We start from the raw sequence: 14897 nt of genomic DNA, 5'->3' as shown, positions 1-14897 counted from the left end.
GGAACGGCGTCAGGGACGCTGCGCGGGGGACTCGGTCTTCGCCGCGTCCCGCTCGGTGATCGGCTCGATGATGTCGTCGATCGCCTTGAGCAGTTCGGCGTCGAGCTTCACCCCGGCCGCCTTCACGTTGTCGTGCACCTGCTCGGGGCGGGACGCGCCGATGATCGCCGACGAGACGTTCGGGTTCTGCAACACCCACGCCACGGCGAGCTGGGCCATGGTGAGCCCGGCCTGCTCGGCGAGGGGCTTGAGCTGCTGGACCCGGGTGAGCACGTCGTCGTTCATGAACCGGGAGATGAAGCCCGCGCCCGACTTCTCGTCGGTGGCCCGGGAACCGGCCGGCGGCGGCTGGCCCGGCAGGTACTTGCCGGAGAGCACACCCTGGGCCATCGGCGACCAGACGATCTGCCCGATGCCCAGCTCCTCGCTGGCCGGTACGACCTCGGTCTCGATGACCCGCCAGAGCATCGAATACTGAGGTTGGTTGGAGACCAGCGGGATGTGCAGCTCCCGGGCGAGCGGATGCGCGGCGCGCAGCTGCTCGGCGGTCCACTCGGAGACCCCGATGTAGTGCGCCTTGCCGGAGTGGACGACATCGGCGAACGCCTCCATCGTCTCTTCCAGCGGCGTGCTGTAGTCGTAGCGGTGGGCCTGGTAGAGGTCCACGTAGTCGGTACGCAGCCGGCGCAGCGAGCCGTTGATCGACTCCATGATGTGCTTGCGGGACAGGCCACGGTCGTTGCGGCCGGGCCCGGTCGGCCAGTAGACCTTGGTGAAGATCTCCAGGCCCTCGCGGCGCTCGTTCTGCAGCGCCCGGCCGAGCACGTCCTCAGCGCGCGTGCCGGCGTACACGTCGGCGGTGTCGAAGGTCGTGATCCCCGCATCGAGGGCGGCCCGGACGCAGGCGAACGCGGCGTCCTCCTCGACCTGCGAACCGTGGGTGATCCAGTTGCCGTACGAGATCTCGCTGACCATCAGGCCGGAACGGCCCAGGTGTCGGAATTCCATGTACCGACCCTAGCTCCAGTGGATCAACACTGACGACCGGTGACTCAGAGCACCGGATTGGCGTCGGTGAGTAGCCGGTCGATCTCCTCCAGCACCTCGGCGCGATCGCGGTGCACCGGATCGATGAGCGGCACGCCCCGCCGGTCCAGCGCGCCCCACCGCCCGTTGTCGCTCTCGATCAGGAACGCCACCGGGTGGATGACCAACATCGGGTGCGCCGGCGGGACCAGCACCGTGCCGGTGCGGTCCACCACGCCCCTTCGACCCGCCATGTCGACCACGGCGAGCCCTTCGTCGGTGAAACCGTCGATCTGCTGGCCGTCGGCCAACTCGGTGACGAAGCCGTGGTAGCGGGTGGGCACGATGACCCGACCGGTCCGGTCGACCGCCCCCCACCCCTCGCGCCGCACCGCGGCCAGCCCGCGCCGGAACGGTCGTACCTCGGCGAAGTTGGGCGGGACCTGCACCGCCCCGGTCGCGTCGATCGCCGTCCAACCACCCTCGCCGACCACCCAGGCCAGGCCGTCGCTGAACGGCTGCGCGGCCCGGAAGGACGGCGGGATCACCGTCGTACCGAGCAGGTTGATCAGCGACCAGCGGTCGGTGTCCGGCCGGCGGACCCAGGCCAGCCCGTCGTGGAAGGGCTGCGCCTCGGCGTACCGGGCGGGCACGACCATGTCGCCGTCCTGGCTGGTGTAACCCCACAGCTGCCCGTCGCGGTCTGGCAACGGGGGTCGGTCCCGGTCGAGCACCTCGTCCCGACTCCGGGGGTACGCCCCGAAGCCACCCGCCTCGGCCCGGACGGTGACCGCGTCGAGGGCCACCCGGACCCGGTCCAGCAGTTCGGCGTCGCCCGCGCCGCGCAGGTCGAGCGCCTTCTCGAAGTGCTCGCAGGCCTCCATGAGCCGCCCCTGGTCGTAACACGACCGCCCGGCGTGCTCGTGCAATGCGGCCCGCAACCGGTCGGGCAACTCGACCGAGTTGGCCTGGGCGAAGAGCTGGTCGGCCTCGGCGAAGTCGCCGCGCCAGCGCAGCACGTGGGCCAGCCGGGCCTGGGCCAGCGCGGTCCGGCGCAGCTCGCCGGTGGCCTCGGCGTAGGTGAGGGCGAGCCGACCGTCGGCCAGCGCGTCGTCCAGGTCGCCGAGAATCCGCGAGGCCACAGCCCGCAGGCTGAGCAGCCGGGCCCGGGCACGGTTGTCGACCGCCGAACCCAACTTCTCGGTCAGCCGCCGCCGGATGGCCCGCAGGTCGTCCGGCTCCGTCAGTTCCTCGCGCAGGGTGACCGGGTCCAACCGCCACCGGTACGCGGCCAGCACCTGCTCCGGGTCGCCCGGGTCGGCCAGCGACGGGCGGGTCACCACCGGCGGTGTGTGGTCGGGTGGCGCGGACACCGGCTCGTTCTCCCCGTCCGAGCCGATCCTCGGGCCGGGTACGGCCGAGGCGGGCGGCCCGGACGCCGGCACCACCGACGCTGGCGGCCCGGAGACGGGCGCCGTGGCGGGCGGTGGTGTCGAGGCCGGTGGCGCGGTCATGGGCGTGGCCGCCGGCGGCGCGGAGACGGGCGCTGTTGTGGGCGCTGGCGGCGCGGAGACGGGCGCTACGGAGTGCGGCTGTGTCGGTGCGGGCGGCGCCGAGACGGGCGCTACGGAGTACGGCCGCGCTGAGGCGGGTGGCGCGGACACCGGCGCTGCGGTCGGCGCTGGCGGCGCGGAGACGGGCGCGGTGGAGAGGGGCGGCGCGGAGACGGGCGCGGTGGTCGGCGCTGGCGGCGCGGAGATGGGCGCTGTCGCGGACGCTGGTGGCGCGGAGACGGGGGCTGCGGGCGGGGCCGACACCGGCGGTGCCGAGACGGGCGCCCTCGTGTCGTCCGCAGCCGTGACGTGCAGCGCCGCGTCGCCCCGCCACTCGTCGCCCCGCGAGCCATCCGTCGGGCTCGCGCTCGGATCGTCGATCGCGTCCGTCGACTCGTCCGGTGGCGCGAGTTCGTCCGTCGGGTCGTGCCCGACCGGATCGCTGTCCTCGCTGGGCGAAGCGGCGAAGGGCTGCTGGTCGGCCTCGCCCTCGGCTTCGAGGTCGGCTTCGGTCCGCTGGTGGGGCATCGCGACAGGTGCGCCGGAGACAGGCTCGTCGCCGTCCACCGGTCCCGTGTCGAAATCGGGCTGCGGGTCTTCGTCCAGGTCCTCCGGCCAGAGCCGAGGGGCACCGGAGACCGGGTGGGCGGGCGGCGCGGAGACCGGGTCGAAGGCGTCGTCTGGCGTCGACCCGCTGGCGTGCTCGTCGGCCACGTCAAGATGGGTGTCGGCCGCCGCCGCCGACGTCTGTGCGTCCGGTGCGACCGGTGTCGTGGTGAGGTCGGCGTCGCCGGACGTCGACTCGTCGTCGACCGGGTCGAACGACCGCTGGTCCGTCGCCGGCTCGGCCTGGTCGGACTCGGCGGGCTGAGCGGGGCTGAACCACGCTTCCGGCCCGCGGGTGCCCGGGACGTCGTCCGGCTCGTGAACGGCCGCCACCGGCTCTTCCGAGGGCGGCGGGGGTACGTAGCGGCGCGGCGTACCGGGAGCGGGCGGGAGCACCGGCGCGACCTCCGCCGCCGGTGGCTGCGAGGCCGCCGGAGCCGGAACCGCCCGGGTCGGGTCGGCCGGGGTCGGGTCGGGGCGGGTCGCCGGTGGCGGCGGTGCCTGCCAGGTGGGTGGCGGGGCAACCGACGGGCGTGCGTCCGCCGTCGGGGCCAGTCGCTCCGGCGCGTACGGACGCTGCGGCACCGCCGGGCGATCGGCGGGGTGCGGCCGCTCCGCCGGGGGCGGGCGGTCCGGGGCGGTCGGTCGGCGGTCGGTCGGTGGGGTGCCGGCCAGCGGGTCGCCGACCCGACGGCGGTCCGGGCCCGGCTCCTCGCCGCGCCGCTGGTCCGCCGGACGGTCCCTGGTGTCCGGGCCGGGGTAACGCGGCGGCGGGGCGGGGTGCGCCCCGGATGCCGGTGGCGGCTCGGCCAGCGGCTGGCGTCCCGATGCTGGCGGGGCATCCGAGCGCTCGTCGGCGGTGGGCGGGTCCACCGGCGCGGGCAGGTACTCCAGTCGCAGACGCGCGGCGGGTGGCCCCGAGATGGGTCGGTCGGAGGCGGGCGAGACCGGAACGGCCGACACCGGCCGGTCCCAGCCGCGGGCGGCGGGGGAGTCGGGTGCTGGCGACACCGGTCGTTCCGGTGAGGCCGGGGCGGCTGATACCGGTCGGTCCCAAGCGGGGGAGACGGGCGCTGGCGACACGGGTCGCTCCGGGGAGACCGGTGGGACCGGCATGGCACGGCCGGAGGCGGGCGGCGCCGTCGCGGCCGGGCGTGCCTGTCGCTCGTCGTACCGTGCCGGAGCGGCCGCCGGGCGCTCGTCAGGCCGGGACGGCGTGGCCGCCGGCCGGTCGGGCCGGGCGGCCGGCCGCGGCGCGATGCCCGGCTCGGCGCCGCGGTACGGGTCTGTGGGGCGGTGCGGGTCGGGGCTGCGGTGCGGGTCCGCGGTGCGGTGCGGGTCGGGACTGCGGTGCGGGTCTGTGGGGCGGTGCGGGTCCGGGCTGCGGTGTGGGTCGCTGCGGTGGCCGGGCTCCCGGGTACGGTCCGAGGTGCGGTCCTGGCGCACCGGACCCGGTGCTGGCCAGGGCAGACTGCCGTCCGACCGTTGGCCTGGCTGTGGCCGGGGCTCGCGGTACGCGTCCTCACGGGGTGCGTCCTCGCGGTAGCCGTTGTCGCGGTACCCGTCCGGGCGGGCCTGCTCGCGGGGTCGCCGGTCCGGGTACGCCTCGGTGCGGGCCGCCGCCTCACGGGGCTGCTGCCGGTGCGGGTCGGTGTCGGGCCGCCGCCGGTCGTCGTCGAGGCGGGGCTGGTCGGGCAGGTCCGCCTCGGAGCGACGCCGTCGTCCACCGTTGGGTGAGGGCGCTGCGCCGACGCCGTCGTCCGCCCGGTAGCGCGAGTCCGGGCGGCGCAGGTCGTCGGCGGCCCGGTCCGGGTACCCGTCGGCGCTGTATCGCGTGCGGCCGTCCACGGGGGCCCATGGGTCGACCCCGTCGGCGATGCGGCCGTCGTGGTCGCGGTTGGGTCGGCCGCCGTACGCGTCGCCGGTGTGCCGTTCGTAACCAGCGGCCGGTCGTTCCGGTGTGCCGCGCCGACGTGGTGTGTCGTCGGGCTCGGGCACCCAGCCGGGTTCGGGCCGGGGCGCGGGGGAGACCGGCGGAGAGCCGTGGTAACCCCGATCCCGCTCGGTGGGCTCCTGCCGGGGACGGCGGCTGTCGTACCGATCGGGGGTGGGCTGGTCCCGGTGCCAGGCGGCTTCCCGCGTGGGCCCCCGCTCGTCGGCGGGGCGTCGGTCGGACCAGGCGGTACGTCGGTCCGACTCGGGCGAGCGACGGTCGTCGCGGCGGGGTGGCTCGGGCAGCGGACGACGGTACGGCTCGTGGTCGTAGTGGCGGGAGTCGGCGCTGTCGGGCCGGCCGTAGGCGGAGGTGTCCGCCGAGCGCTCGTCGCCGCGGAGTCGGCCGTAGGCCGGTGTCTCGCCCGGCTCGTCGTCCACCCAGGAACGGCCGTGCGGTGCCTGTTCCTCCGGTGGTTCGTCTGACCAGGACCGGCCGAGGTAGGTGCCGTCCGGGCGGGTGGGCGCCAGCGGTGGCACCTCGGCGCGACCGGACACCGACGCGCGGCCACGCGGTGGCGGCTGATGCGGCCTGCCGATGTCGCCGGCGTAACGCTGGCCGGGGAACTGGGGGTGCCACTCGGTGGTCGGCTCGACCACCCAGGACGGTTCGTTCGGGTCTGACCACCGGTCGTTGTAGCGGCCGTTCATCCGTCGAGCCCGTCGCCACACCCGGCCGCTGGGCCGATTCTCGCCGGGAGTGAGGTGCCCGCAGCCGCCGTCGGGTGACCGCTGGGCGTCCGGTCGCCGCCTGCCACGCCCCGGTGGCCGGCTCGCGTCCGCTCGCTCACGCGTTGTCACCTCGTTGCAAATTGTCGCGCTGGGGCCGCACGTGCCGGTCAGATCGCTGCTCCGGCAGGCCGTGGCTGCGGATGGAGGGTAACGGCGTGGGCTCGCTCACCGCCACTGTGGTGCCGCCCACCGGCGCAAACGTTATCCCATTGGTTTCGGACATTTGGTCCTATAAGCGAATCTGGCCTCCGACCATACCGCACTTGAAGGCCACCCGGCTGCGGCGGGATCGCCGTCCTCGTTCAGGGGTGCTCCATGATGAGGACGGCGAACGTACCGGGAGCGAGCGCCTCGTAACGGTGCGGGGCGTCGCCGGGGAACGTGGCGTAGTCGCCGGGTTCGAGTTCGACCGGTGCCGCCTCGGGCCCCACCCGCAGCCGGCCGGCAGCGACCACCACGTGCTCGATACTGCGCGGGGTGTGGCCCTGCCCGGCTCGGACCGCGCCCGGTTCCAACCTGATCAGGTAGACGTCCCGGCGCAGGTGCGCCGCACCGGCGCTGAGCAGCGTTCCGCTGAAGTCGGCCTGCTCCGAGCGGACGTGCGGCCCGTCCCCGGCCCGGATGACCCGTACACCGTCGTCGACGGGCTCCACCAGCCGGCTGAACGGCACACCGAGGGCGACGCCCAGCGCCCAGAGCGTCTCCACGCTCGGGTTGCCGGTGCCCGACTCCAGTTGGGAGAGGGTGGACTTGGCCACCCCCGCCCGGCGGGCCAGCTCGGTCAGCGAGATGCCGACCCGTTCCCGCTCCCGGCGCAGGGCGGCGGCGATGGTGGCCAGCGGGGCAGCCGGTTCCGAAGGCATGCCTTCGCTCCATTGGGTCGAACGTTCGGCGTGGCGAACAACGGCAACCCGTTCAGCATGATGAACGCGCGGCAAGATCCGCGCAGTTACGGCGAAACTGCTGCCTCGGAGATGTCTGAGGCAGCAGTTTCGCTGATGTTGCGCGGATCTTGCGGGCGCAGGCGCCAGGGTGCGGGCGTGGGAGCCCGGGGGGTCAGACCTTGTCGCCCAGCTTGACCTGGGGCGCCGGAGCACGCATCCGCCGGAAGGTGATCGACCGCATGACCGCGTAGAGGAAGAGCGAGCCCATCCGCTGGTCGGTCTTCGGGAAGCGCTCCCGGACCAGCTTGCTGATCTTGCGGCAGATCAGCACCGAGTCGACGACCACACCCAGCGCCAGCGCGCCCCAGAGCACGTTGGAGATCAGCCGGACCAGCGGCGGCATGGCCGCGTTCGACCCGACCAGCACGATCAGCGCGCCGCCGAAGAACCAGGTGCCGACGGTACGACGGGAGTCGACCACGTTGCGGGCCAGCAGCCGCTCCGGGCCACGGTCGCGGGGGCCACCCTCGCGGCGGAACTCCGATGCCGCCTCGGCGCGCAGTTGACGGCGACGCTCCCGCTCCTCCTCCTTGGTGAGGGGGCGAGTGGGGCCGGCCGGGCGACGGCCGGCGGTCGGCCGCTTGGGCGTCTCCCGACCCTTGGCCGGGGTGTAACCCCGGGGACGCTCAGCGGTCTCCTCGGGGGTCACCGAGGTGACGGCCTCGTCGACGAGGTCGGTGGACTTGCGGCGAAAGAGCGACGGCACGCGGCAAGGGTAGCCAACGGTCCGCGCCAGGTGCACATCGCGGTACAACGGCCGACGGCTCCAGGTCGCAGCGCGACCTGGAGCCGTCGTAGTCGAACGATGGGGTGACCGAGGTTACGGACGCTCGGCGTGCGCGCCCAGGTCGGCGAGCTTCGCCTCGAAGTCCTCGTAGCCCCGGTTGATCAGGTCCACGCCGTACACCCGGGAGGTGCCCTCGGCCGCGAGCGCCGCGATCAGGTGGCTGAACCCGGCCCGTAGGTCCGGGATGACCAGGTCGGCGGCGTGCAGCTTGCTCGGCCCGGCGATCACCGCGGAGTGCTTGAAGTTACGCCGGCCGAAGCGGCACGGGGTGCCGCCGAGGCAGTCCCGGTAGACCTGGATGTTGGCGCCCATCGAGTTGAGGGCCTCGGTGTAGCCCAGCCGCTGCTCGTAGACCGTCTCGTGGACGATCGACAGACCGCGGGCCTGGGTCAGCGCCACGACCAGCGGCTGCTGCCAGTCGGTCATGAAGCCGGGGTGCACGTCGGTCTCCAACGCCACCGCGTTCAGCTCGCCACCCGGGTGCCAGAAGCGGATGCCGCCCTCCTGACCGGGGTCGCCCAGCTTCGGCGCGCGGGCGTCGGTGACCTCGTACTCGCCGCCGACCGAGCGGAAGATGTTCAGGAAGGTCATCATGTCGGCCTGCTGCGCGCCCAGCACCTCGACGTGACCACGGGTCGCCAGGGCGGCGGCCGCCCAGCTCGCCGCCTCGATCCGGTCCGGGATCGGCCGGTGGGTGTAGCCGTGCAGCTTGGGCACGCCCTGAATCTCGATCACCCGGTCGGTGTGGACCTTGATGATCGCGCCCATCTTCTGCAGGATGCAGATCAGGTCGATGATCTCCGGCTCCACCGCGGCGTTGCGCAGCTCGGTGACGCCCTCGGCCATCACGGCGGTCAGCAGCACCTGCTCGGTGGCGCCGACGCTCGGGTACGGCAGGGCGAACTTGGTGCCGTGCAGCCCGTTCGGCGCGGACAGGTGCAACCCCTCGGGCCGCTTGTCGACAGTGGCACCGAACTCCCGCAGCGCCTGCAGGTGGAAGTCGATCGGGCGCGGGCCGATGTGGCAGCCGCCCAGATCCGGGATGAACGCGTGCCCGAGGCGGTGCAGCAGCGGGCCGCAGAACAGGATCGGGATCCGACTGGAACCGGCGTGCACGTTGATCTGGTCGGTGCTGGCGCTCTCCACGTTCGCCGGGTCGAAGACGAGCTCGCCGTCCTCGGTGCCGTCGGTGACCTTGACGCCGTGCAGGCCGAGCAGACCTCGCACCACCTCGACATCGCGGATCTTGGGCACGTCGAACAGCCGGCTCGGGCTGTCGCCGAGCAACGCGGCGACCATCGCCTTCGATACCAGGTTCTTCGCGCCGCGCACGCGGATCCGCCCTTCGAGCGGAGTACCTCCGTGCACAACCAGGACGTCGTCGGTCAACGCAACCTCCAGCGCGTCGGTGCTGCCGTGTTGATGGTGGGGCGCCTGAACCTTGTCGCTACCCCGGATGCGGCCATGTCGAAACGGCCCGCGTGTGTCGTCGCTTGGGCAGCATAGCCCTCGGTGACGAAAAAGGACTCGGTCACATCGGCGTGTGTGGCATTAATCGGTGATCCGGCACTTTTGCGTACCAAGAGCGCTACGGATCGTGATCAGGACGCCGTCGGCGGCGGAGTGTCCGCGCCGGGCAGCGCGAGCATCTGATCAAGCGCGACCCGGGCGTGGTGCGCGGTGTCGGCGTCCACCGTGATCTGGTTGACGACCCGGCCCGCGACCAGCTCCTCCAGAGCCCAGACCAGGTGCGGCAGATCGATCCGGTTCATCGTCGAGCAGTAGCAGACGGCCTTGTCCAGGAACATGATCTGCTTGTCCGGGTGCGCCAGCGCGAGCCGGCGGACCAGGTTCAGCTCGGTGCCGAGCGCCCACGCCGAGCCGGCCGGAGCCGCCTCGATCGTCTTGATGATGTATTCGGTGGACCCGACGTAGTCGGAGGCCGTGACCACCTCGTGCCGGCACTCCGGGTGGACCAGGACGTTGACCCCGGGCACCCGCTCCCGTACGTCGTTGACGCTCTCCAGGGTGAACCGGCCGTGCACCGAGCAGTGCCCCCGCCACAGGATCATCTTGGCGTCGCGCAGCTGCTCCGGGGTGAGCCCACCACCGGGCTTGTGCGGGTCGTAGAGCACACAGTCGTCCAACGACAGGCCCATCTCCAGCACCGCGGTGTTACGGCCCAGGTGCTGATCCGGCAGGAAGAGCACCTTCGACCCCTGCTCGAAGGCCCAGTCCAGGGCGCGCTTGGCGTTGGACGAGGTGCAGACCACGCCGCCGTTGCGGCCCACGAAACCCTTGATGTCGGCCGAGGAGTTCATGTACGTCACCGGCACGGTGTCGCCGGCGATGCCCAGCTCGGTCAGCGTGTCCCACGCGGCCTCGACCTGGCCCAGCACCGCCATGTCCGCCATCGAGCAACCCGCCGCGAGGTCGGGCAGGATCACCCGCTGGCTGTCGGTGGTGAGGATGTCGGCGCTCTCGGCCATGAAGTGCACGCCGCAGAAGACGATGTACTCCGCGTCCGGGCGGGCCGCGGCCTCCCGGGCCAGCTTGAACGAGTCGCCGGTCACGTCGGCGAACTGGATCACCTCGTCGCGCTGGTAGTGGTGCCCCAGCACGAAGACCTTGCTGCCCAGCTTCGCCTTCGCGGCGGTGGCACGGGCCACCAGATCCGGATCGCTGGGCGCCGGCAGGTCGCCCGGACACTCCACGCCGCGCTCGGTGTCGGGGTCGCTGCCCCGGCCGAGCAGCAGCAGAGCTGTCGCCGTGTTGGAGGGTTCCACCCAGGTCGAAGTCACGTAGCCCATGGTCCCACAGCGCGAGCGCGACGCAGCCTCGCTCGGTGTGGGCTGCCACACTGCTCGGCATGCGCGTGCTGCTCTGCCCGGACAAGTTCGCCGGCACCCTGTCCGCACCGGAGGTGGCCGCCGCCGTCGCCGACGGTTGGCGCACCGTCACCGACGGAGACGAGCTGCTGATCCGGCCCCTCGCCGACGGCGGACCGGGCTTCGTGGAGGTGCTCGCCGAAGCCCTCGGCGGCCGGCGCGTGCCGGTGTCGACGGTCGACCCGCTGGGCCGGCCGGCGGCCGGTGAGATCCTGCTCACCGCCGACGGCTCGACCGCCTACCTGGAGAGCGCGCAGGCGTGCGGCCTGCACCTGCTCTCCGCAGCCGAGCGCGACCCGAAGACCACCAACTCGTACGGGCTGGGTCTGTTGGTGGCCGCCGCGGTGGAGAGCGGTGCCCGCACTGTGGTGATCGGGCTGGGCGGCTCCGGCACCAACGACGCCGGCGCCGGAATGCTCGCCGCGCTGGGCGTGACCCCCCTCGACCAGGGCGGTGCCGCGCTGCCGTACGGCGGGGCGGCGCTCGCCGCGGTGGACGCGCTGGACGGCGCGCCCCGGCTGCGCGGCGTCCGGCTGGTCGCGGCCACCGACGTGGACAACCCCCTGCTCGGCCTGCACGGCGCGAGCAACGTGTTCGGCCCGCAGAAGGGCGCCGACCGCGCCGACGTGCTGCTGCTCGACGCGGCCCTGGAGCGTTTCGCGGCGGTGCTGGAACGGGACCTGGCCGGTTGCCCGGCAGGGCTCGGCGCGCTGCCCGGGGGCGGGGCCGCCGGTGGCATCGGCGCGGCACTGCTCGCCCTGGGCGGCGACTGTGAGTCGGGGATCGGCCTGGTCACCCGGGCCACCCGACTCGACACCGCGCTGGACACCGCCGACCTGGTGATCACGGGTGAGGGGTCGTTCGACCACCAGTCTCTGCGCGGCAAGGTCGTCGCCGGGGTGGCCGGCGCCGCCCGCGACCGGGGAGTGCCCTGCGTGGTGGTGGCCGGGCAGGTGAGCACCGGCCGGCGGGAAGCTGCCTCGGCCGGGGTGACCGACGCGTACAGCCTGGTGGAGCACTTCGGCGGCGAGGAGGGCGGCGGGCTCGACGCGGCGCTGAGCCGGCCCGCGGAGGGGTTGCGCGAACTGGGCGCCCGGCTGGCCCGGCAGTGGAGCCGCTGAGCGTCCCGACCGCCCGTGCCCCCGCCCCGACCGAGGGCCGACCTGCGGCGGGGGTTACGCCACGCGGGTGAGCCCGGCCAAGGCGGCGTACGATCGGCTGAGGACCACAACCGGGAATCACTGGACGACGCGCGACGTTGGCCAGTGCGTCCGGACCCAAACCGCGCAGGGAGACTTCCACGTGACCACGCCAGCGCAGACCGAGTCGACCGAGGCCAAGGCCCCTACTTCCGTCGTCCTCACCGACGTCGCGGCGCAGAAGGTCAAGGCCCTGATCGAGCAGGAGGGCCGCGACGACCTGCGGCTCCGCGTCGCCGTGCAGCCGGGCGGCTGCTCCGGCCTGCGGTACCAGCTCTTCTTCGACGAGCGTTCGCTCGACGGTGACGTCGTGACCGACTTCGGTGGTGTCGAGGTCGTCGTCGACCGGATGAGCGCCCCGTACCTTTCCGGCGCGACGATCGACTTCGCCGACCGGATCGACGCCCAGGGCTTCACCATCGACAACCCCAACGCGGGCAGCTCCTGCGCCTGCGGTGACTCGTTCAACTGAGTCACACCACACACCAGCGACGATGGGGCCGTTCTTCGGGACGGCCCCATCGCCGTACCGGTGGGCGCCCGCAGCGGCCCGGGAGCGGTCCCGGAGGGGGTCGTGGCGGGCTGGTTGCCGTTGTCCGACCGAGCGGTGAGCATCGGGTTGCCGTCCCGGTAGGCTGACCGCGCCCTGCTCCCGACCCCGAGGGTTGACATGAAGATCGCCGTCACCGGCTCGATCGCCACCGATCACCTGATGAGCTTCCCCGGTCGCTTCGCCGACCAGCTCATCGCCGATCAACTGCACAAGGTGTCCCTCTCCTTCCTGGTGGACGACCTGGTGCTCCGCCGCGGCGGCGTGGCGGCGAACATCTCCTTCGGGATGGGTCAGCTCGGGCTGCGCCCGGTGCTGCTCGGCGCGGTCGGCGCCGACTTCGCCGACTACCGCTCCTGGCTGGAGCGCCACGGTGTGGACTGCGGCTCGGTGCACGTCAGCGAGGTGGCACACACCGCTCGCTTCGTCTGCACCACCGACACCGACATGTGCCAGATCGCGTCGTTCTACGCCGGAGCGATGAGCGAGGCCCGCAACATCGAGCTGGCCCCGGTCGCTGACCGGCTCGGCGGTCTGGACCTGGTGCTGGTCGGCGCCAACGACCCCGAGGCGATGCTGCGCCACTCGGCCGAGTGCCGCACCCGCGGGTACGCCTTCGCCGCCGACCCGTCCCAGCAGCTCGCCCGGATGCCCGGCGAGGACGTGGTGGCGCTGATCGAGGGCGCCGAGTACCTGATGACCAACGACTACGAGAAGTCGCTGTTGCAGAGCAAGGCGCAGCTCAGCGACGACCAACTGCTGGACCTGGTCAAGGTGCGGGTCACCACGCTGGGCAAGCACGGCGTGGAGATCGCCGGGCGCGGCATCGACCCGATCCACGTACCGATCGCGCGGGAGATCCGCGCCGTCGACCCGACTGGCGTCGGCGACGGCTTCCGGGCCGGCTTCTTCACCGCGCTCTCCTGGGGCCTCGGCCTGGAACGGGCCGCCCAGGTCGGCTCGCTGCTGGCCACGCTGGTCCTGGAGACCGTCGGCACCCAGGAGTACGACGTCCGTCGTGACCTGTTCGTCAAGCGGCTCGCCGAGTCCTACGGCGACCCCGCAGCGGAAGAGGTCCGCCCCCACCTCCTCCCGGCGTAACTCCCGTCCCACCCCGGCGATCTTGCACTTCTGTCGCCGTATCGCGGCTTCTGTACCGCTTTGTCTACGCAGAAACTGCAAGATCGCGGGGCGAGGGGACAGCGCGGGGGTCAGTGGGTGCGGCGGACGTCGTAGGCGGGGCCGTCCGGGCCGTTGACCGAGCCGAGGAACTCCTGGCCGCGCATCCGGCACCAGGCGGGGATGTCGACCGCCGCCGCCGGGTCGTCGGCCAGCACCCGGACCACAGTGCCGACCGGCACCTCGGGCATCCGTCGCGCCGCCGCGATCACCGGCAGCGGGCAGCGTTGCCCCCGGCAGTCGATCACCTCGTCCGGCATCGTCACAGCCCCACCACCCCGGCGTCGGCGCGCAGACCGGCGACGATCCCCGGCAGCTCGGTCAGGAACCGCTCCACGTCCGCCTCGGTCGTCTCCCGGTGCAGGCTGACCCGCACGTTGCCGTGCGAGAGCACACCCATCGCCTCCAGCACGTGCGACGGACGCAACGTGGACGAGGTGCAGGACGAGCCGGACGACACGGCGAAGCCCCGCCGGTCCAGGGCGTGCAGCAACGCCTCCCCGTCGACGTACAGGCACGAGAAGGTGACCAGGTGGGGGAGCCGGAGCACCGGGTCGCCGACCACCTCCACGTCGGGCACCTCCGCCGCGACCCGCTCCCGGACCCGGTCCACCAGGGCGGCCAACCGGGTCGCCTCGGCCGCCGCGTCGGCCGCCGCCGCCCGAAGGCTCGCCGCCGCCGCCACGACCGCCGGCAGGTTCACCACCCCGGGGTTACGTCCGCTCTCCCGCTCGTCGGCCGGCCAGGGTGACTCCCAGCGAGTGCCCTTCCGGACCGCCAGCACCCCCACGCCGGGTGGCCCACCCCACTTGTGGGCGCTCGCCGTGAGCACCGACCAGCCGGCCGGCAGGGGCACCCGGCCCACCGACTGCGCCGCGTCCACGTACAGCGGCACACCCACGTCGGCGCAGGCCGCCGCCGCCTCGGCGACCGGCTGCACCGTCCCCACCTCGTGACTGGCGGTGATCAACGCGGCCAGCGCCACCCCCGGGGCCCGAACGGCGGTCGACCACGCGGTCAGGTCCAGCCGGCCCAACCGGTCGACCGGCACCGCGGCGGCGGTCCCGCCCGCGCCGACGTGCCGTTCCGCCGCGTGCAGCACCGCCGAGTGCTCGATCGCCGAGTGCACCAGCGTCGACCCGACCCGGCGCCGCCCCGCCAGGCCCCCGAGCACCGCGCCGTGGGCTGCGGTCGTACCACTGGGGGTGAAGGAGACCTCATCGGCGCGGACGCCGAGCGTCAGCGCGGTGGCCTCGCGGGCGGCGTCGAGCAGTTGCCGGGCCCGTCGGGCCTGCGTGTACAGCTTGCCCGGGTCGGCCCAGCCGTCGTCGAGCGCGGCCAGCAGAGCCTGCCGCGCGACCGGATGCATCGGCGCGGCGGTCGCCGCGTCCAGGTAGACCGGGGATGCGCTCACAGACCAAGACGCTATCGCGGCGGTATG

General features: G+C 73.3%; 11 protein-coding genes. 3 read left to right on the top strand and 8 right to left on the bottom strand.

Translation table 11 applies throughout. The features are described from left to right. Positions 1-9: 9 nt before the first annotated feature. From MED15_RS13535 to nadA, 6 genes are all read right to left on the bottom strand, one after another. Entirely contained in the window at positions 10-1008 is a 999-nt protein-coding gene (locus MED15_RS13535; RefSeq protein WP_112589150.1) for an aldo/keto reductase family protein, read from the bottom strand. Positions 1009-1052: 44 nt separating this feature from the next. Further along, on the bottom strand, positions 1053-5828 hold the full coding sequence (locus tag MED15_RS34205; RefSeq protein WP_244220452.1) for a WG repeat-containing protein: 4776 nt from the start codon (positions 5826-5828) through the stop codon (positions 1053-1055). Positions 5829-6211: 383 nt separating this feature from the next. After that, positions 6212-6772 carry a helix-turn-helix domain-containing protein gene (locus MED15_RS13525; protein ID WP_112589148.1) on the bottom strand — a complete coding sequence of 187 codons (561 nt, stop codon included), beginning with the start codon at positions 6770-6772 and terminating at the stop codon, positions 6212-6214. A gap of 193 nt (positions 6773-6965) precedes the next feature. Further along, a complete protein-coding gene (locus MED15_RS13520; RefSeq protein ID WP_112582817.1) occupies positions 6966-7559 on the bottom strand; it encodes a DUF3043 domain-containing protein in 594 nt (197 codons plus the stop codon). A 114-nt stretch (positions 7560-7673) separates the two neighbouring features. Further along, entirely contained in the window at positions 7674-9029 is a 1356-nt protein-coding gene (murA, locus tag MED15_RS13515) for a UDP-N-acetylglucosamine 1-carboxyvinyltransferase (RefSeq protein WP_030337972.1), read from the bottom strand. 212 nt (positions 9030-9241) lie between these two features. Next, positions 9242-10441, bottom strand: coding sequence for a quinolinate synthase NadA (gene nadA / locus MED15_RS13510; RefSeq protein ID WP_112582836.1), 1200 nt, complete (start codon positions 10439-10441; stop codon positions 9242-9244). Between the two features lie 68 nt (positions 10442-10509). On the opposite strand from nadA, the gene MED15_RS13505 reads away from it, so the two are divergent. The 3 genes from MED15_RS13505 (at position 10510) to MED15_RS13495 (ending at position 13378) form a co-directional block, all read left to right on the top strand. Further along, positions 10510-11649 (top strand): glycerate kinase family protein, encoded by a 1140-nt coding sequence (locus tag MED15_RS13505; RefSeq protein WP_112735790.1) that lies wholly within the window; start codon positions 10510-10512, stop codon positions 11647-11649. A 181-nt stretch (positions 11650-11830) separates the two neighbouring features. After that, positions 11831-12199: an iron-sulfur cluster insertion protein ErpA gene (erpA, locus tag MED15_RS13500; protein WP_091407494.1), complete on the top strand. Its 369-nt coding sequence runs from the start codon at positions 11831-11833 to the stop codon at positions 12197-12199. Positions 12200-12397: 198 nt separating this feature from the next. Then, positions 12398-13378, top strand: coding sequence for a carbohydrate kinase family protein (locus MED15_RS13495; RefSeq protein WP_112735763.1), 981 nt, complete (start codon positions 12398-12400; stop codon positions 13376-13378). Between the two features lie 110 nt (positions 13379-13488). Here the strand turns inward: MED15_RS13495 and MED15_RS13490 are convergent, their stop codons facing one another. Further along, entirely contained in the window at positions 13489-13722 is a 234-nt protein-coding gene (locus tag MED15_RS13490; RefSeq protein ID WP_091407500.1) for a sulfurtransferase TusA family protein, read from the bottom strand. Next, on the bottom strand, positions 13719-14870 hold the full coding sequence (locus MED15_RS13485) for a cysteine desulfurase family protein (RefSeq protein ID WP_112582815.1): 1152 nt from the start codon (positions 14868-14870) through the stop codon (positions 13719-13721). Before MED15_RS13485 ends, MED15_RS13490 begins: the two co-directional genes overlap by 4 nt. Between the last annotated feature and the right edge of the window lie 27 nt (positions 14871-14897).

The organism is Micromonospora noduli (genome assembly GCF_003264475.1).
GTDB classification, from domain to species: domain Bacteria; phylum Actinomycetota; class Actinomycetes; order Mycobacteriales; family Micromonosporaceae; genus Micromonospora; species Micromonospora noduli.
Note: the sequence above shows the minus strand (reverse complement) of the source record. Positions and strands in the feature narration are given on the sequence as shown.